Below are 17132 nucleotides of genomic sequence, written 5' to 3' on the forward strand. Positions count from 1 at the left end.
CGGGGCGCTGGGGTCACGGCAGTTCGAAACCCAGGGCCTCGGCGGCCGTCGCCGGGGTCGGCTGGGTCCAGCGGTCCGCCATGGCGGCGTTGGAGGACAGGGAGCGGAGCTCGGCCCGGTCCAGGTACAGCGTGCCGTCGAGGTGGTCGGTCTCGTGCTGGACGATGCGGGCCGGCCACCCCGTGAACACCTCGTCCACCCGGTGCCCGTGCTCGTCCGCGCCGGTCAGCCGGACGCTCGCGGGCCTGGCCACCACCGCCTGCCAGCCCGGCACGCTCAGGCAGCCCTCGAAGAACGCGGCGCGGGCGGTGCCGACGGGTTCGTAGACCGGGTTGACCAGCACCCGGAACGGCTGCGGGACCCGGCCCCGGGCCACCGCCACCTCCTCCGGCACCGGTGCCGGGTCCTCGATGACCGCGATCCGCAGCGGGACGCCGACCTGGGGTGCGGCGAGGCCCACGCCCGGTGCCGCGTGCATGGTGATCCGCAGTGCCTCGACGAAGCGGGCCAGCAGGGCCGGGGCCAACTGCCCGTCGTACGGCTCGGTTCCGCGCCGCAGCACCGGGTCGCCGGCTGCGATGACGGGCAACGGGCCGCCGGGAGCGAGGAGTTCCTCGACCTGCTCGGCAAGGGGTGCGCGATCGCTGGGAGATGCCATCGGGCCAGCATGCCATGGCGTGGGGTGTGACTCAGGTCACTTCGGGTGCGGGGAACTCCGCCGGGGAGCGGTCCGACTACTGGACCGTCCCCGCCCCGCAACCAGTCCCCGGAGAAGCCCTCGATGTCCATCGCCCCCTCGACCGCCACGGACGAGCAACCCCCCGTCCCGGCCGCGTCCCCGAGCCGCTGGGCCCCGCTGCGTCCCCTCGTCCTGCGCCTGCACTTCTACGCCGGCGTCCTGGTCGCCCCCTTCCTGCTGGTCGCTGCCACCACCGGCCTGCTGTACGCCTTCTCCTTCCAGGCCGAGAGGCTGGTGTACGCCCATGAGCTGACCGTCCCGGTCGGCGGGACCAAGCTGCCGGTCTCCGAGCAGGTGGCCGCCGCCCGCGAGGCCCACCCCGAGGGCACGGTCTCCGCGATACGGCCGTCGCCCGAGGCGGACGCGACCACCAGGGTGCTGCTGTCGGGCGTGCGGGGCGTGGACCCGGACCACACCCTCGCGGTGTTCGTCGACCCGTACACCGGCAAGGTGCGCGGCGCGCTCGAACAGTACGGCTCGACGGGTGCGCTCCCGCTGCGCACCTGGATCGACGAACTCCACCGCGACCTGCACCTCGGCGACACCGGGCGGCTCTACAGCGAGTTCGCGGCGAGTTGGCTATGGGTGATCGCGGGCGGCGGCCTGGTGCTGTGGTTCGCCCGGCGGCGGGCGCTGCGCAAGGTGCGCGGCACCAGCGGGCGGCGACGCACGCTGGGCCTGCACGGCACCGTCGGTGTCTGGGCCGCGGCCGGTTTCGTCTTCCTCTCGGCGACCGGCCTGACCTGGTCCACCTACGCCGGCGCCAACATCGACGACCTGCGCACCTCGCTGGGCCAGGCCACCCCCTCCGTCTCCGCGGCCGCGAGCGGCGGTGAGCACGCCGGACACGGTGCCGCGGCCGGGACCGGCGGTGACGCCGAGCACGGGGTGGGCCTGGACACGGTGCTCGCGGCCGCCCGGGCGGAGGGGCTGGGCGACCCCGTCGAGATCGTCCCGCCCGCCGACGCGAACAGCGCCTACGTGGTGCGGCAGGTCCAGCGCAGCTGGCCCGAGAAGCAGGACTCCGTCGCCGTGGACCCGGGCACCGGCGAGGTGACCGACGTCCTGCGCTTCGCCGACCACCCGGTCCTCGCCAAACTCACCCGCTGGGGCATCGACCTGCACACCGGCATCCTCTTCGGCCTGGTCAACCAGCTCGCCCTGGCCGTGCTCGCACTCGCCCTGATCCTGCTGATCGTGTGGGGCTACCGCATGTGGTGGCAACGCGGCCGCGGCCCCGCCTTCGGCCGGCCGATCCCGCGCGGCGCCTGGGCGGAGGTCCCGCCGTACCTCCTCGTCCCGGCGATGGCGGTGGTCGCGGTCCTCGGCTGGTTCGTGCCGCTGCTCGGGATCCCGCTGGCAGCCTTCCTCGCCGCGGACATCGTGCTCGGCGAGATCGCGCACCGTCGTGGCCGCCGCACGTACGGGGGCCGGGCCGGCGTGAAGTAGCGTGGTGGGGCACGCCGATGCGCGTGTCATCACATGCCGACGCCGGAGGGAGACGGGCTATGGCGCGGGCCCGGCGGGGGCAGGGGCAGCTGGAGGGCCAGGTGCTGGGTGCCCTGCGCGAGGCCGGCGGTCCCGTCACCGCCGCCTGGGTGCAGGAGCGGCTCGGCGGCGACCTCGCCTACACCACCGTCGTGACCATCCTGACCCGGCTGCTCGCCAAGGACGTCGTCGCCCGCGAACGGCAGGGCCGCTCCTTCCTGTGGACGCCCACCGCCGACGTCGCCCGGCTCGCCGCCCTGCGGATGCGCCGGCTCCTCGACGGCGAACAGGACCGGGAGGCGGTGCTCGCCAGCTTCGTCACCACCCTGCCGCCCGGTGACGAACAGGTGCTGCGGGCCCTGCTGGACGCCGCCGGGCCGGGCCCGGTGAACACTCGGAACATCCCGCCCGCGGACTCCGGCGGTACGGAAGACTGACCGCCCATGGGGGTCTTCGTCTTCCTGCCACTGGTCCTGCCGCTGACCGCGTGGCCCGTCGCCCGGCTGGCCGAGGGGCGGCTGCATCCGCGCACCGCCACCCGGCTGCTCACCGCGGTGGCCGTGGTCATGGCCGGGTGCAGCACGCTCTGCCTCGCCCTGCTGATGGTGGTCGGCACCGCCCAGCTCCCCGGCAACCCCCTCCCGGACGGCTGGTCCGACCCGGAGGTACGGGCCGCCGTCCCGCACGACGGGATCGCCGGCCGCGCCGCCATCCCCGCCCTCGCCGCGGTCGCGGTCCTGTGCGGCCGCACCCTCCGCCGGCACCGCCGCGTCGCCCGGCGGGCCCGCCGGGCGCTCACCGCACTGCCCGGCCGTGCGGTCGCCGTGCTGCCCGACAGCACCCCCTACGCCTACGCGCTCCCCGGCCGGATCGTCGTCACCACCGCGCTCCTGGACGGCCTCGCCCCGGGCGAACGGCGGGCCCTGTTCGCCCACGAGCGCGCCCACCTCGCCGCCCGGCACCACCGGCACCTCCTCGCCGTCCACCTCGCGGCACGCGCCAACCCCTTCCTGCGGCCCCTGCGCACCGCCGTCCGCTACACGGCCGAGCGCTGGGCGGACGAGGAGGCGGCCCGCTCGGTGGCGGACCGGCGCACGGTCGCGCGGGCCATCGGCAAGGCCGCGCTGCTCTCCGCGGGCACCCCGGCGCCGACGCTGGCAGCGGTGGCCGCCACCGGTCCGGTGCCGCGCCGGGTCGCCGCCCTGCTCGGCCCCGCCCCGGTGGCCCGCAGCTGGCCCTCCGCGTTCACCGCGGCCGGCCTCGCCGTCTGGGGCGCCGCCGCGGGCACCCTCGTCTCGGCGATGTCCTCGGCGAACTCGGCGGTGACGCTGTTCCTGATCCTGCGCGCGGCCGCGCCTCTGTGACGGCCCGTACGACCGCGAAAGGGGCCCCTGACCATGTCAGGGGCCCCTCCTCGTCGGTTGCCGCTCTCACTCCTCCGGGAAGTCCCCGGCCAGCGCCGAGGCGATCCGCAGGTGCGGCTCCGCCTCCTCGTGCCGGGCCTGCCGCTGGAGCGTACGGCCCAGCATCAGCCGGGCGTAGTGCTCCACCGGGTCGCGCTCGACGATCACGCGCAACTCGGCCTCCGCGCGCCGCAGTTGGGCCGAGTGGTAGTAGGCGCGCGCCAGCAGCAGCCGGGGTCCGGTCTGCTCCGGCGCCTCCTCGACCAGCCCGGCGAGCACCCGCGCGGCGCCCGCGTAGTCCTTGGCGTCGAAGAACAGCTGCGCTCGCGCCCAGCGCTCGGCGGCGGTTCCCTGGTCGTAGTAGGTGGTGTCGTACGTCGTGTCCACTCGTGACCTCCTTCGGCGCCGACAACGTACCGGGTTGGTTGAAAATTCCACCAACTCTGGGGAGGGGCTGGTTCGGCGGTGCCGGTGCGGGCGACGCGACGGTGGACGGGACCCGATCGCCGGGGAAGGGGAGAGCTGTGGACCACGATCCCCGCGAGCGGGCGCGCCCCGGGCCGGCCGGCGGCCGCCGTGTGCGGACCGGTACCGAACCGGTCACCGCTCGCAGCCCGGTGCGTCTGCGCCGGCTGCTGAGCAGTCTCTTCCTGCCCCTGTTCGCCATGGCGGCAGCCCTGTTCGCCGCCTGGGCCGCCGCCTCCGGGGCGGGTGACAGCCCCGGCCGCGGCGCTCTGGTCACCCTTGCCGCGGTCTGTGCGGCCCTGGCGGTGGCGGCGGCCGTGGACCTGCTGGTCGTGGGCCGCAGGCTGCGCCGGGAGCGTGTCGGCCCCCGGTGAGGTCAGGCCCTGGTGGCGGGCCCCGTGAAGCGGCCGGACGCGGTACCGGCGCCGCCCGCGCGCGGGCCGTGGCGGTGGTGGAGCGCGCCGCCGGTCATGACGGCCAGGGCCAGGCAGAAGATCAGCGCCAGCGCCAGACCGGCGCAGAAGATCGCCAGCGGGCCGAGCGTGGCGATGTGGTGGTCGAGCACGGACACGGTGTAGCCGGGTCCGCCGGACAGGTTGCCGGCGATCGCCAGGGCGGTGAAGGCGACGGTCGCCGCGAGCAGAAGCAGTCCGAGGAACAGCATCCCAGTCATCTCCTCAGGTCCGCGGGGGAACGGTCCTGCCCGGTCGAGTACCTGAGGAGCGGGGGATTACACGGCATCGCCGGGCTCCGGCGCCCTCGTCACGCCCGCCATCCGACAAGCTGAGCTTTCTTGACAAATTTAATTGTCGGTTAGAGGGTGGAGGGACCGCGGAGTACCGCGGCAGACCCCGGACCGCGAGGAGACCGCGATGCGTACCCTGATCAGCACTGCCTTCATCTCCCTCGACGGCGTCGTCGAGGCCCCGGGCGGCGAGCCCGGCTACCGGAACTCCGGATGGACCTTCAAGGGCGTCGAGTTCGTCCCCGAGGCGTTCGAGATCAAGGAGCGGGAGCAGAAGGAGTCGACCGCGGTCCTGATGGGCCGGACCAGTTACGAGGCGTTCAGCCCGGTGTGGCCGGACATGGCGGAGTTCGCGCACTACAGGACACTGCCGAAGTACGTCGTCTCCACCACCCTCACCGAAGGCGACCTGGTGTCCAACTGGGGCGAGACCACGATCCTGCGCTCGGTCGACGAGGTCGCCGCCCTCAAGCAGACCGACGGCGGCCCGGTCATCGTGCACGGCAGTGCCGCGCTCAACCACGCGCTGTCCGACGCCGGTCTGATCGACCGCTACCACCTGCTGGTCCATCCCCTGCTGCTCGGCGCGGGCAAGCGGTTGTTCAGTGCCTCGGACAAGGACACCCAGCAGCTGAAGCTGGTCGAGCACGAGGTCTACGCGAACGGCGTGCAGAAGAACGTCTTCGACGTCGTCCGCTGACCGCGTGCCGCTGCCGGCCCGGCCCGCGCCGGGTGGCCGCGTCAGTGCTGGCAGGCCGGGCACCAGACCGTGCGGCGGCCGGAGACGCGGCGGGAGCGCAGCGGGGTGCCGCAGCGCGGGCAGACCGGATCGGCTTCGTCGCGGTGGCCGGTGAGCCAGCCGGGGCGGGGTGGCACGCGGGACGCGCGGCAGGAGGTGGCGAGCACGCCTCGCATCGCCGTGAACACATGACGTGCCTCGGCCTCGCCGAGGTCGCGGGCCGGCCGTCCCGGCGCGACCCGGGCCCGCCACAGGATCTCGTCGCAGAGCAGGTTGCCGAGCCCGGCGATGGCGGACTGGTCCATCAGCAGGCCCTTCACGGCGCCTCGCCGCCCCGCGAGCAGCGCGAAGAACTCCCCGCGACCGATGTCGAGGGCGTCGGGTCCCAGCCCTTCCAGCATGCGCGCCACCGCGCCGGGCCCGTCGGCCAGCCGCACGCCCTGGAGTTTGCGCTGGTCGCGATAGCGCAACTGCCGTTCGCCGTCGAGTGTGAGGATCACCCGGTCGTGCCGGTCCAGGGGATCGCCGGCCGAGGCCGGTACGAGCTCACCGGTCATGCCGAAGTGCCACACCAGGGCCGGGCCGTCGCCGACCGGCGCGACCAGCAGCTTGCCGTGGCGGTGCGGCCGGCCCAGCCGTCGGCCCTCCACCTCGCGCCGCAGCCGCCGTACGCCGACGCCGCGCAGGACGCCCGCGTCCCGCACGTCCACGCGGCGGACGCGGCGCCCCCGGCCGCAGGAGTCCAGCACCTCGCGGAAACCCTCCACGTCCGGCAGCTCGGGCATGATTCCTCCCGGCGGCGATCTCGTCGTGCCCGCCGAGGCCCGGGTAGCCGCCCGCGCCCCCGCCAACCGTCACGAGGAGTCGGGGCGGGGGCGGCGCCGGCTCGTCCCGTGCCGTCCGAGGGCGCGGCCCGCCGCATGATCCGGGCCGCCCGGGGGCATCCGGAGACTATGGAAGGCGCGCCTGTGATCGTGCAGCCGCCCGGCCCCGACGGCGGTCGGCGGGTCACCATCCGCGGGGAGTACGTCGGCATCGCGTACCACCTGCTCGACATCGTCGAGTTCCTGCGGCGCGCGGGCCTGCCCGAGGCCAGTACGACGGTCGACGATCCCGAGCTGATCGAGTGGCGCGGCATCGGCCCGCAGGCCTGGACCGCCACCGGCTGACCCCGGACCGCGCCGGCGGCCTTGTTCGACTCTACGAACTTTCTGCGTGACGGGTACACATCAGTGCGCTCAACTGATAGGAAACCTTCCTATCGGTGAACCTCCTCAACCCCCCACTGGAGCCGCTGTGCGGAACCCGAACGACACCACCACGACCCACCCCGTCCTGACCTCCCGCCGCACCCTGCTCGCCCTGCTCGGCGCGTCCGCCGTCGGTGCCGGAGCCGTGCTGCTGCGCCCGGCGCACGCCTCCGCCGCCGCGCCGGCCGCGAGCTGCGTGGGCCTCGACGACCCGGCGAAGAAGGAGATCGCCATGAAGCTGGTGTCGAGCGCGGAGAACTCCTCGCTCGACTGGAAGGCGCAGTACAAGTACATCGAGGACATCGGCGACGGCCGCGGCTACACCGCCGGGATCATCGGCTTCTGCTCCGGCACCGGCGACATGCTCGACCTCGTCCAGCTCTACACCGACCGCAAGCCCGGCAACGTGCTCGCCAAGTACCTCCCCGCCCTGCGCCGGGTCAACGGCACCGACTCGCACAGCGGCCTGGACCCGAACTTCCCGGCGGACTGGCGCAAGGCCGCCCAGGACACCGCCTTCCAGCAGGCCCAGAACGACGAACGCGACCGCGTGTACTTCAACCCGGCCGTGCAGCAGGGCAAGACGGACGGGCTCGGCACGCTCGGGCAGTTCACCTACTACGACGCCATCGTCATGCACGGCGACGGCGACGACGCCACCAGCTTCCGCAACATACGCAAGCGCGCCCTCGGCCACGCCAAGCCGCCGGCGCAGGGCGGCAACGAGAAGACGTACCTCAACGCCTTCCTCGACGCCCGGGTGTGGGCCATGAAGCAGGAGGAGGCGCACAGCGACACCACCAGGGTCGACACCGAGCAGCGGGTCTTCCTGAACAAGGGCAACCTGTGCCTGAACACCCCGCTGGACTGGAAGGTGTACGGCGACAGCTACCACATCGGCTGACGCCCCCGGGCTGTCGTACCGCACCCCCATGCGGTACGACAGCCCGGAGGCTGTTCCCCCCTCGCAGTGGCCTCTACGGCTTGATGCCCACCCCGGTCCACAGGCTGACCTCCGCGTCGGCGGCGGTCGGCTCGGCGTCGGGGCGCCAGCGATGGCCCACCGAGACACCGGGATCGAGCAGTTCGAGCCCGTCGAAGAAGCGCGTCACGTCCGCACGCGAGCGGAACTGCACCGGGGTGCCCGCGTTGTTGTAGATGGCGGTGACCTTCTGCCAGGTGTCCGGGTCGAAGTCGGGCGTGCAGTGGCTCAGGGCGAGCGCGCTGCCCGAGGGAACCACGTCCAGCAGCCGGCTCACGATGCCGTACGGGTCCTGCGCGTCCGTCACGAAGTGCAGCAGGGCGTTCAGGGACAGCGCCACCGGCCGGCCGAGGTCCAGCACCTCCGCCAGTTCTGGGGCGTCGAGCAGTGACTGGGGGTCGTTGACGTCCGCCTCGATGTAGGTGGTACGGCCCTCGGAGGTGCTGCGCATCAGGCGCTCGGCGTACTGGAGCACCAGCGGGTCGTTGTCGGCGTACACCACCCGGGCCTCGGGGACCACGGACTGGGCGACCTGGTGCAGGTTCGGCTCGGTGGGGATGCCGGTGCCGATGTCGAGCCACTGCCGGATGCCGTGCTCGCGGGCGAGGACGCGGGTGGCGCGGTGCATGAAGGCACGGTTCTCCCGGGCGCAGACGAAGATGCCCGGGTAGGCGGACGCGACGGTCTCGGCGGCCACCTTGTCGACGTCGAAGTGGTCCTTGCCGCCCAGGTAGTAGTCGTACATGCGGGCGGAGTGTGGCCTGCTGGTGTCGATGTCCCGCGCCGCGGGCGAGTTGGTCATCCTGAACCTTCCAGGGGGGTGGGCGGGGGAGAGGTCAGCCGGTGGTGAGGTGGTCGGCGAGGCCTCGCTTGACCCCCGCGACGAACGCGGTGATCTCCTCCGGGGTGTAGATCAGCGCGGGGCCGGCCGGATCCGTCGACTGCCGCAGGGCGATCCTGCCGTCGGCGAGCTGTTTCGTCTGTACGCACTGACCGCCGTTGGGGCCGCTCCAGGGCGACTCCCAGCCCTGTTCCCCCAGGTCCGATGCGGGCATGCCGTTGTACACGTCGTGGACACTGCCGTCGAAGCAGCTGTCGAAGGAGGCGTCGAAGGTGGTCATGAGTACTCCTTGCGCATGCGGTTCAGCAGCGCCCTGCTCTGCGCGTCCGAAGTGAGCAGGGACATGCGGTTGTGCGCCTCCAGGTGGGCGACGACGTCGGAGCGCTGGTCCAGGTACATCGCACCGGACAGGACCTCGGTGTAGACGACGTCAGGCAGTTCGGGCTCCGCGAAGCGGAAGTAGGTGAACGGGGCGCACACGCCCACGTGGGCGCCGGCGGTGAACGGGACGACGTCGACGCTGACGTGCGCCAGCTCCGAGGCCTCCAGCAGCCGTTCGATCTGCTCCCGCATCACCTCGGGCCCGCCGACCACCCGGTGCAGCACGGCCTCCTCCATCACCACCCACAGCGTCGGCGTGTCGGAGCGCTCCAGCAGGGCCTGGCGGCGCAGCCGCAGGTTCACCCGCCGCTCCAACTCCTCGTCGCTGTCGTTGGGGAAACCGCCGCTGAGCACATGGCGGGCGTACTCCCGGGTCTGCAGCAGCCCCGTGGCGTAGTGCGGCTCGTACGTGCGCAGGGTCGTCGCGCCGGTCTCCAGGCTCACGTAGGCGCTGAACCAGGTGGGCAGCACGTCCCGGTAGGTGTGCCACCAGCCGGGCTCGTTGGCCCGCTCGGCGAAGGCGACGAACTCGTCGCGCTCCTGCCGGTCGGCGCCATAGGTCTCGAGCAGTTTCTCCACGTACAGGGGCTTGAGGGCGACCTCCGCCTTCTCCAGCCGGCGGATGGTCAGGGGGGTGACCCGAAGCGCCCGCGCCGCGTCCTCCAGTGACACACCCGCTCCCTGCCGCCGCTCCTGGAGCCTGCGGCCCAGGATCATGCGCAGCACGGTGGGCGCACTGGTGCTCCCCGCGTTCGAACGGCCTTCGCTCACGCCCTACCTCCTGAGGGACTGTCACCCGGTCGAGTGTGGCAAACACTTGCTGAAGCGGCCAGACCGAAACCGGCATGCTGAAATTATCAGGGAGTCGGTTGCAGCCTGAACTTGCATGCGCGCATGATTACTTGAGTAACCGCGGCCACGAGTACGGACGACGCCACGCACCCCGTGCGACCGTTGCCCAGTCCTGCCCGCCCGGCCGCGCCGCTCCGCCCGTTCTGCCTGCTCAGCCCGCTCCGCCCGCTCTCCGCCGCGCCCGTCTTACGGAAGGCAGCCATCGTGTCCCCCCACGCGACCACCCCCCGCGATCTGTTAGACGTAGACGCTCCCGACCGTGCGCACTGGCTCGAACTGCCCTCGCACCGCTCCAGCGTGCGAGTCGCCCGTCGCTCCGTGAGAGCCAGGCTCACCGGGTGGGGACTCTCCCGCGAGGTGTGCGAGGACGCGGTGCTGCTGGTGTCCGAGCTGGCCACCAACGCCGTCATCCACACGCTGAGCGTGCGGATCCTGTGCGGCATGGGGCTCGTCAGCGACGGATGCGTGCGGCTGGAGGTCCACGACCACGACTACTCCGGCGGCGGGCTGCCACGGCGCGACCCGGGCCCCGACGACGAGGGCGGCAGGGGGCTGCTGCTCGTCGAGCAACTCGCCGACTCCTGGGGCGTCGACCGGTCGAGGCTCACCAGCGGCCACGCGGTGTGGGCGACGCTGACGGTCTGACGGGGGAGCCGACGGGGCTGTCGGACGGGGGACAACCCGGTTGTCGAGGGCTGGAGTTGCCGATTTCGTGCGGGTGTACGGGCGCGCATATGATCTTGGTCGTGACTGTGCAGAACTCTGACAAAACGCCCTCCCGTAAGCAGCGACTGCAGGAGAAGCAGCGCCGCCAGCTGGCGGTGGTCGACACCGTCGACAAGGCCGAGGTGAAGGTCCGCAAGGCGGAAGCCGAACTGGCCGTGGCCGTCGCCGAGGCGGTCCAGGTGTTCGGTGACGAGCGTGCCGCCTCCGAGGGGCTCGACATGCCCGTGGAGGCCGTACGCCGCTTCGTCGGCATCGCGGCGCACGAGACCGCCGTCGCGGTGGTGGACGGCGCCGACGGCTGACGCGACCCGGGGATCCGTGCCCGTACGCCGCCGGTGAGGGCTCCCGCCGGCGCGGCACGGATCCGGTCACGACCACCGCCTGTGGTGGCCCTTTTCCCCGGCCGATGCCGGTGCCCGTGCCGGGTGCTGCCGGCCGGGGGGCCGCCGTTCGGGTGATTCGCACGCTCCTCTTCCGGGCGTGAAACCAAGGGAACGCGGGCCTGCCGGCTCATGCCGGGCGCTCGCCCCCGCTCATGGGACAAGTGGCAGGTAAGCCTCTTATCCGGACAAACTGAATCCGCCGGTTCGTGATCAGGAACATCCCGTTCTCCAGGAGATCGCATGGTGGAACAGTCCTCCGAGGTCGTTTCGGAGCCGGATGAACCTGCCGTCGTCCTGACCGGAACCGGCCCCAGAGGGGCGGAGACCGAGCGGCGACTCGCGCAGGCACTGGCCGACCTCCTCGACGCCGAGACCGTCCCGGTCGACGGCCACTTCTTCACCGACCTCGGTGCCAACTCCCTGGTCATGGCCCAGTTCTGCGCACGAATACGCAAGGCCGCCGACCTGCCCTCGCCGTCCATGCGGGACATCTACCGGCACCCCACGATCCGGAGCCTCGCGGCGGCGCTCGGCGAGACCGCCCCCGCCCCCGCCGATCCGGTGCCCGCCCCGCAGCCGCCCGAGCCGGCACCGGGCCCGCGCCCCGCCCGGTGGAACCATCTGGTCTGCGGAACCCTCCAGTTGCTGGTCTTCCTGGGCTACTCCCTGGTCTCCGGATACGTCACCGCCACGGGATACGAGTGGATCGCCACCGGCAAGGGACTGGCCGACGTCTATCTGCGGTCGCTGCTCTTCGGAGGCAGCGCGTTCGTGGCGCTGTGCACCTTCCCCGTCGTCGCGAAATGGCTGCTCGTCGGCCGCTGGCGCCCCCGCGAGTTCCCCGTCTGGGGCCTGACCTATCTGCGGTTCTGGCTCGTCAAGGCGCTGCTGCACGCGAACCCGATGGTCTTCCTCACCGGGACCCCGCTGTACGTGCTCTACCTGCGGGCCCTCGGCGCCCGCATCGGCAAGGGCGTCACGATCCTCTCCCACTCCGTGCCCGTCTGCACCGACCTGCTGACCGTCGGCGCCGGCACGGTGATCCGCAAGGACTCCTTCTTCCTCGGCTACCGGGCGCACGCCGGACACATCCAGACCGGCCGCATCACCCTCGGCACGAACGCCTTCGTCGGCGAGAAGACCGTCCTGGACATCGACACCTCCGTCGGCGACGGCGCCCAGCTCGGCCACTCCTCCGCCCTGCACCGCGGCCAGGCGGTCCCGGACGGCGAACGCTGGCACGGATCCCCCGCGGAACCCACCAGCACCGACTACATCCGGATCGCCCCGGCCGACTGCGGCACCCTGCGCCGCGCCTGGTTCGGCCTCGGCACGCTGCTTCAGCTGTTCCTCCTGTACGTCCCGCTGGCCGTCGGCGGCGCCTACATGGTGTTCACCGAAGTGCCGGTGATCGGCAAGCGGCTCGACTCGACCACGGCCGCGCTCGGCTGGTCGGAACTGCTCCCCGACGCACTGCTGCTCTCCGCCGTGCTGTTCTTCGGGCTCCTCGTCGTCGGACTCGCGGCCCTGTGCACCCTGCCGCGCCTGTTGGGCCTCCTGGTCAAGCCCGACAAGGTCTACCCGCTCTACGGGTTCCACTACGCGCTGCAGCGGACCACGGCCCGCATGACGAACGTCAGGTTCTTCGCCTGGCTCTTCGGCGACAGCTCCTACATCGTGGGCTACCTCCGCGGCATCGGATACGACCTGTCACGGGTCGAGCAGACCGGGTCGAACTTCGGCACCGAGGTGCAGCACGAGACACCACTGCTGGTCACCGTCGGCAGCGGGACGATGGTGGCCGACGGCCTCTCCGTCCTGAACGCCGACTTCTCCAGCACGTCCTTCCGGCTGTCCCGGGCGACGATCGGGGCGCACAACTTCCTGGGCAACAACATCGCCTATCCGGCGGGCGCCAGGACCGGCGAGAACTGCCTCCTCGCGACCAAGGTGATGGTGCCCATCGACGGCGAGATCCGGGAAGGCGTCGGGCTGCTCGGCTCACCCTGCTTCGAGATCCCCCGCTCGGTGGACCGCGACGCGAGCTTCGACCATCTCCGGACCGGCGAGACGTTCCGCCGCCGGCTGGCCGCGAAGAACCGCTACAACCTCCGCTCGATGGCGCTGATGCTGTTCGTGCGCTGGCTGCACACCTTCGCGCTCACTCTCTTCGGCCTCGCCTCCGTGGACCTGTACGGCGTGGTCGGACAGGTGGTCATAGCGGGCTACTTCGCGCTCACGCTCGCCTTCTCCGCCGCCTACTTCGTCCTGGTGGAGCGCTGCCTCGCCTCGTTCCGCGCACTGCGCCCCCGGCTGTGCTCCATCTACGACCCGTACTTCTGGTGGCACGAACGGCTGTGGAAGGTCCCGGACCACTTCCTCAACATCTTCAACGGAACCCCGTTCAAGAGCCTGGTCTGGCGGCTGCTGGGAGTGCGCATCGGCCGCAGGGTGTTCGACGACGGCTGCTACCTGACGGAGCGGACCCTCGCCACCATCGGCGACGACTGCACCCTCAACGCCGGCAGCAAGATCCAGTGCCACTCGCAGGAGGACGGCACCTTCAAGTCCGACGTCACCACGATCGGCGCCGGCTGCACGCTGGGCGTCTCCGCCCACGTGCACTACGGCGTGACCATGGGCGACGGCGCGGTGCTCGCACCCGACTCCTTCCTCATGAAGGGCGAGGAAGTCCCCCCGAACGCCCGGTGGGGCGGCAATCCCGCGGTGGACATGCCGGACGGCGGCAGCCGGTCCGCAGGCGTCGCCCGGGGCACGACAGCAGCCGACGCCGCCACGGCGACCGTGAGCTGAGGAAGGTCATTCGATGGGAACGCGCGTGGAGACGGACCGGGAGTTCTGGACCCGGACACTGACCGCCGGCGGCGCCACCGCCGTGCCCCGCTGGGTCCGGGAACCGGCGCCGGGAACGGCCGGACACCGGACACCGGTGCCGGACGACGTGACGCGGGCGGTGCGTCAGGTGGCCGGTCAGCAGGGCCTGCCGGCCGGCGCACTGCTGCTGGCCGCCCACCTCAAGGTGCTGGCCGCGCTCTCCGGCGAGCCGGACGTGGTCACGGGCCTGGTCACCGACGCCGGCGGCGAGCCGCTGCCCTGCCGGGTGTCCGTCCCCCAGGGGAGCTGGTCCGCCCTGCTCACGGCCGCCGCCCACGCCGAGGCGGAGGTGTCGGCCCACCGGGACCACCCGGTGGCGAAGCTGCGCGGCGAACTCGGCCTGACCGAGCCCCCGTACGAAGTCGCCTGGGGTCCTTTCGGAGTCCAGGCGGCCCACGCCGACGGATGCGTCCTGGATGTGCGCTGGTCCGACCGGGACGGCCGGCTGACGCTGCACGTGCGATACCGCACCGACGTCCTGGACGCCGAGGCCGCCGCCCGCATCGGCGGCTACCACCTCACCGCGCTGCGGCTGCTCACCGCGGACCCCGGCGCCGACCACACCCGGCAGAGCCTGCTCTCCGCCGAGGAACGGTACGAGCAGCTGGAAGGCCTGGCCGGGCCGCACCGCCCGCTGCCGGACGCCCGCGCGCACGAACTGTTCGAGCAGCGGGTGCGGGCGCATCCGCAGGCCGTGGCGGCCGTGCACGGCACGCGGGAGTGGACGTACGACGAACTCAACCGCCACGCCAACCGGCTGGCCCGCGCCCTGCTGGCCCGGGGCCTGGGCCGGGAGGACGTCGTCGCCGTCGTCTCCGAGCGCACCCTCGACTGGCTGGCGGCGGTGCTGGCGGTGTTCAAGGCGGGGGGCGTGTACCTGCCGATCGAACCGCACTTCCCGGCAGGCCGGATCGAGGCCACCCTGTCCCGGGCCGGATGCCGGCTCGCCCTGGCCGAGCCCGCCAGCACCGCCACCCTGGACGGGGCGCTGGCCAAACTGCCGGACGTCGAGAAGCTGCCGTTCGACACGGCGTACGCCGAACCGCACGCCGACGACGACCCCCGGATCAGCGTCGACGCCGGTCAACTCGCCTACATCTACTTCACCTCCGGCTCCACCGGCGAGCCCAAGGGCGCGATGTGCGAGCACGCGGGCATGCTCAACCACCTCCACGCCAAGATCGACGACCTGGAGATCGGCGCCGGGACGGTGGTCGCGCAGACCGCCCCGCAGTGCTTCGACATCTCCCTGTGGCAGCTCGTCGCCCCGCTGCTGGTGGGCGGGCGGACCCTGCTGGTCGAGCAGGACGTCATCACGGACGTGGCCCGGTTCACCGACACCCTGGAACGCGGCCGGGTCGGCGTGGCCCAGCTCGTGCCGTCGTACCTGGAGGTCGTGGTCTCCTACCTGGAGAAGCACCCGCGCACCCTGCCGGACCTGCGGTACGTGTCGGTGACCGGCGAGGCGCTGAAGCGCGAACTGGTCCAGCGCTGGCTGGCGGTCCAGCCGGGCATCGGCCTGCTCAACGCCTACGGGCTGACCGAGACGTCCGACGACACCAACCACGAACTCCTGACGGAGGTGCCCGACCGGGTGCTGCTCGGCCGGCCCGTCAACAACGTCCGCGTGCACGTCGTCGACGAGCACCTGGCACCGGTACCGCTGGGCGCCCCGGGACTCATCGCCTTCTCCGGCGTCTGCGTGGGCCGCGGATACGTCAACGACCCCGAGCGCACCCGGGAGGCGTACCGCGCCGACCCGTACCGGCCGGGCGAACGCCTCTACCTGGGCGGCGACTGGGGGCGCTGGCACCCCGGCGGCAAGCTGGAGTTCCTGGGCCGCCGGGACAGCCAGGTCAAGATCCGCGGGTTCCGGATCGAGATCGGCGAGATCGAGAACTGCCTGCTGCGGGTGGCCGGCGTACGGGACGGCGCGGTGGTCGTCGCCGAGCGGACCGGCGGCGGCAAGCAGCTCATCGCCTTCTACTCGGGCGACCGGCAGGATCCGCAGGCCCTGCGCGAGGCGCTCGGCGCGACACTGCCCGCCTACATGGTGCCCTCGGCCTTCCACCGGCAGGACAGCCTGCCGCTGACCGCCAACGGCAAGATCGACAAGAAGGCCCTCACCAGGCTGGCCGAAGCCGCCCCCGCCGGCGAGGCACAGCGGGCGGGCGGCGCCCCGCAGGGGGCCGACGCGGGTGGACTCGGCGCGACCGAGCGGAAGGTGGCCGCCGCCTGGGCCGAACTGCTGGGGGTGCCCGTGGAGCAGGTCGGCCGCACCGACCACTTCTTCGACTCCGGCGGCACCTCCCTGACCGCGGTCAGACTCAGCCTCGCCCTCGACCGCGCGGTGTCCCTGAAGGACATCACCCGGCACCCGGTCCTCGCCGACCTCGCCGCCCTCCTCGACGGCCCGGCCCGGCAGCGCCCCGAGCTGCTGCTGACCCTGGCGGACGGTAACGGCGCCCCCGGCAGCGCCCTGGTCTGCTTCCCGTACGCGGGCGGCAACGCGGTCAACTACCAGCCGATGGCGGGCGCGCTCGCGGGCAGCGGCCTCGCGGTCCTGGCCGTGGACCTGCCCGGCCACAACCTGGCCGAACCCCCCGAGCCGTTCGCGTCCGTCGAGGAGGTGGCCGAGCAGGTCGCCGCCGAGATCACGGCACGCGGCCTGACCCGGGTCCTGCTCTGGGGCCACTCCTCGGGAACCGCACCGGCCGTCGAGACGGCCAGGAGGCTCCAGCAGCGGGGCGTACCCGTCGAACGGCTCTTCCTCGCCGCGCACCTGCTCGGGACCGCCGCCGAACGCCGCACCGCCGTCGCCGAGCTGACGCACCTGAGCGACGCCGAGATCGCGGCCCGCCTGGCCGCGGACGGCGGCCACCCCGAACTCGCCGAGCTGAACCCGCGGCACGCCGCCCACATCGCCGCCGCATACCGGCACGACTGCGCCGCGGCCCACCGCTACTTCGGCTCGGCCCTGGAAACCCCGCCGTCCGCCAAGTTGTCCGTCCCGGTCTCGGTGGTCGTCGCCGCCGACGACCCGCACACCGCCGGCCACACCCGGCTGCACCGGGACTGGCTGCTCCTTGCCGACCGCGTCGAGCTGCACGAACTCGTCGACGGCGGCCACCACTTCCTGCGCACCCGCCCCACCGAGGCCGCGCAGGCCGTCCTGACCACCGTCCTCCCCCTCGCCTCCTCCTGACCCGCCACACCCCAGGCGGGCGACCGAAAGGAACCCGA

18 protein-coding genes are annotated in these 17132 nt (G+C 72.6%); 11 read left to right on the plus strand and 7 right to left on the minus strand.

What is annotated here, in order from left to right; translation table 11 throughout:
- Positions 1 to 13: 13 nt before the first annotated feature.
- Positions 14 to 658 carry a peptide deformylase gene (locus tag ACFY0K_RS01700; RefSeq protein ID WP_390638095.1) on the minus strand — a complete coding sequence of 215 codons (645 nt, stop codon included), beginning with the start codon at positions 656 to 658 and terminating at the stop codon, positions 14 to 16.
- Positions 659 to 781: 123 nt separating this feature from the next.
- Between ACFY0K_RS01700 and ACFY0K_RS01705 the strand changes: the two genes are divergently transcribed.
- The 3 genes from ACFY0K_RS01705 to ACFY0K_RS01715 are packed head-to-tail and all read left to right on the plus strand — an operon-like array spanning position 782 to position 3591.
- Complete coding sequence (locus ACFY0K_RS01705; RefSeq protein ID WP_390638096.1) at positions 782 to 2188, plus strand: PepSY-associated TM helix domain-containing protein; 1407 nt, start codon at positions 782 to 784, stop codon at positions 2186 to 2188.
- A 59-nt stretch (positions 2189 to 2247) separates the two neighbouring features.
- Positions 2248 to 2664 (plus strand): BlaI/MecI/CopY family transcriptional regulator, encoded by a 417-nt coding sequence (locus ACFY0K_RS01710; RefSeq protein WP_390638097.1) that lies wholly within the window; start codon positions 2248 to 2250, stop codon positions 2662 to 2664.
- Positions 2665 to 2670: 6 nt separating this feature from the next.
- The gene (locus ACFY0K_RS01715) at positions 2671 to 3591 is read left to right on the plus strand and encodes a M56 family metallopeptidase (protein WP_390638098.1); all 921 of its coding nucleotides are present in this window, start codon (positions 2671 to 2673) and stop codon (positions 3589 to 3591) included.
- Between the two features lie 66 nt (positions 3592 to 3657).
- On the opposite strand, the gene ACFY0K_RS01720 is transcribed toward ACFY0K_RS01715, so the two are convergent.
- A complete protein-coding gene (locus ACFY0K_RS01720; protein WP_390638099.1) occupies positions 3658 to 4017 on the minus strand; it encodes a tetratricopeptide repeat protein in 360 nt (119 codons plus the stop codon).
- A gap of 137 nt (positions 4018 to 4154) precedes the next feature.
- Here ACFY0K_RS01720 and ACFY0K_RS01725 point away from each other — a divergent pair, with 137 nt between their 5' ends.
- Entirely contained in the window at positions 4155 to 4469 is a 315-nt protein-coding gene (locus tag ACFY0K_RS01725) for a DUF6343 family protein (protein ID WP_390638100.1), read from the plus strand.
- A gap of 2 nt (positions 4470 to 4471) precedes the next feature.
- On the opposite strand, the gene ACFY0K_RS01730 is transcribed toward ACFY0K_RS01725, so the two are convergent.
- Positions 4472 to 4759, minus strand: a complete 288-nt coding sequence (locus ACFY0K_RS01730) for a hypothetical protein (protein ID WP_388598900.1) — start codon at positions 4757 to 4759, stop codon at positions 4472 to 4474.
- A 208-nt stretch (positions 4760 to 4967) separates the two neighbouring features.
- Here ACFY0K_RS01730 and ACFY0K_RS01735 point away from each other — a divergent pair, with 208 nt between their 5' ends.
- Positions 4968 to 5540 (plus strand): dihydrofolate reductase family protein, encoded by a 573-nt coding sequence (locus ACFY0K_RS01735; protein WP_390638101.1) that lies wholly within the window; start codon positions 4968 to 4970, stop codon positions 5538 to 5540.
- Positions 5541 to 5581: 41 nt separating this feature from the next.
- Here ACFY0K_RS01735 and ACFY0K_RS01740 read toward each other — a convergent pair whose 3' ends face one another.
- The gene (locus ACFY0K_RS01740) at positions 5582 to 6364 is read right to left on the minus strand and encodes an Fpg/Nei family DNA glycosylase (RefSeq protein WP_390638102.1); all 783 of its coding nucleotides are present in this window, start codon (positions 6362 to 6364) and stop codon (positions 5582 to 5584) included.
- A gap of 183 nt (positions 6365 to 6547) precedes the next feature.
- On the opposite strand from ACFY0K_RS01740, the gene ACFY0K_RS01745 reads away from it, so the two are divergent.
- Positions 6548 to 6748, plus strand: a complete 201-nt coding sequence (locus ACFY0K_RS01745; RefSeq protein ID WP_382729210.1) for a hypothetical protein — start codon at positions 6548 to 6550, stop codon at positions 6746 to 6748.
- Between the two features lie 127 nt (positions 6749 to 6875).
- Positions 6876 to 7733 (plus strand): chitosanase, encoded by an 858-nt coding sequence (locus ACFY0K_RS01750; RefSeq protein ID WP_390638103.1) that lies wholly within the window; start codon positions 6876 to 6878, stop codon positions 7731 to 7733.
- Between the two features lie 73 nt (positions 7734 to 7806).
- Here ACFY0K_RS01750 and ACFY0K_RS01755 read toward each other — a convergent pair whose 3' ends face one another.
- From ACFY0K_RS01755 to ACFY0K_RS01765, 3 genes are read right to left on the minus strand one after another with little or no spacing between them, the layout of a single operon-like run.
- The gene (locus ACFY0K_RS01755; protein ID WP_390638104.1) at positions 7807 to 8613 is read right to left on the minus strand and encodes an SAM-dependent methyltransferase; all 807 of its coding nucleotides are present in this window, start codon (positions 8611 to 8613) and stop codon (positions 7807 to 7809) included.
- A 34-nt stretch (positions 8614 to 8647) separates the two neighbouring features.
- Positions 8648 to 8932 (minus strand): DUF397 domain-containing protein, encoded by a 285-nt coding sequence (locus ACFY0K_RS01760; RefSeq protein ID WP_390638105.1) that lies wholly within the window; start codon positions 8930 to 8932, stop codon positions 8648 to 8650.
- Entirely contained in the window at positions 8929 to 9804 is an 876-nt protein-coding gene (locus ACFY0K_RS01765) for a helix-turn-helix domain-containing protein (protein WP_390638106.1), read from the minus strand. The genes ACFY0K_RS01760 and ACFY0K_RS01765 overlap by 4 nt, the downstream gene beginning before the upstream one ends.
- 285 nt (positions 9805 to 10089) lie before the next feature.
- Here ACFY0K_RS01765 and ACFY0K_RS01770 point away from each other — a divergent pair, with 285 nt between their 5' ends.
- The 4 genes from ACFY0K_RS01770 (at position 10090) to ACFY0K_RS01785 (ending at position 17094) form a co-directional block, all read left to right on the plus strand.
- Complete coding sequence (locus tag ACFY0K_RS01770) at positions 10090 to 10530, plus strand: ATP-binding protein (RefSeq protein ID WP_390638107.1); 441 nt, start codon at positions 10090 to 10092, stop codon at positions 10528 to 10530.
- A gap of 101 nt (positions 10531 to 10631) precedes the next feature.
- Positions 10632 to 10913, plus strand: coding sequence for a hypothetical protein (locus tag ACFY0K_RS01775; RefSeq protein WP_390638108.1), 282 nt, complete (start codon positions 10632 to 10634; stop codon positions 10911 to 10913).
- Between the two features lie 321 nt (positions 10914 to 11234).
- Positions 11235 to 13808, plus strand: coding sequence for a Pls/PosA family non-ribosomal peptide synthetase (locus ACFY0K_RS01780; RefSeq protein WP_390638109.1), 2574 nt, complete (start codon positions 11235 to 11237; stop codon positions 13806 to 13808).
- A 13-nt stretch (positions 13809 to 13821) separates the two neighbouring features.
- Positions 13822 to 17094, plus strand: a complete 3273-nt coding sequence (locus tag ACFY0K_RS01785; protein WP_390638110.1) for an amino acid adenylation domain-containing protein — start codon at positions 13822 to 13824, stop codon at positions 17092 to 17094.
- Positions 17095 to 17132 lie beyond the last annotated feature (38 nt).

It is taken from the genome of Streptomyces sp. NPDC001507, from assembly GCF_042894765.1.
GTDB lineage: Bacteria > Actinomycetota > Actinomycetes > Streptomycetales > Streptomycetaceae > Streptomyces.

Bases quoted from the DNA above. Each gene is read 5' to 3' on its own strand.
- ACFY0K_RS01715 (WP_390638098.1), top strand. From the start codon at position 2,671: ATGGGGGTCTTCGTCTTCCTGCCACTGGTCCTGCCGCTGACCGCGTGG.
- ACFY0K_RS01760 (WP_390638105.1), bottom strand. From the start codon at position 8,932: ATGACCACCTTCGACGCCTCCTTCGACAGCTGCTTCGACGGCAGTGTC.
- ACFY0K_RS01700 (WP_390638095.1), bottom strand. From the start codon at position 658: ATGGCATCTCCCAGCGATCGCGCACCCCTTGCCGAGCAGGTCGAGGAA.
- ACFY0K_RS01785 (WP_390638110.1), top strand. From the start codon at position 13,822: ATGGGAACGCGCGTGGAGACGGACCGGGAGTTCTGGACCCGGACACTG.
- ACFY0K_RS01755 (WP_390638104.1), bottom strand. From the start codon at position 8,613: ATGACCAACTCGCCCGCGGCGCGGGACATCGACACCAGCAGGCCACAC.
- ACFY0K_RS01730 (WP_388598900.1), bottom strand. From the start codon at position 4,759: ATGCTGTTCCTCGGACTGCTTCTGCTCGCGGCGACCGTCGCCTTCACC.
- ACFY0K_RS01780 (WP_390638109.1), top strand. From the start codon at position 11,235: ATGGTGGAACAGTCCTCCGAGGTCGTTTCGGAGCCGGATGAACCTGCC.
- ACFY0K_RS01740 (WP_390638102.1), bottom strand. From the start codon at position 6,364: ATGCCCGAGCTGCCGGACGTGGAGGGTTTCCGCGAGGTGCTGGACTCC.
- ACFY0K_RS01705 (WP_390638096.1), top strand. From the start codon at position 782: ATGTCCATCGCCCCCTCGACCGCCACGGACGAGCAACCCCCCGTCCCG.
- ACFY0K_RS01710 (WP_390638097.1), top strand. From the start codon at position 2,248: ATGGCGCGGGCCCGGCGGGGGCAGGGGCAGCTGGAGGGCCAGGTGCTG.
- ACFY0K_RS01735 (WP_390638101.1), top strand. From the start codon at position 4,968: ATGCGTACCCTGATCAGCACTGCCTTCATCTCCCTCGACGGCGTCGTC.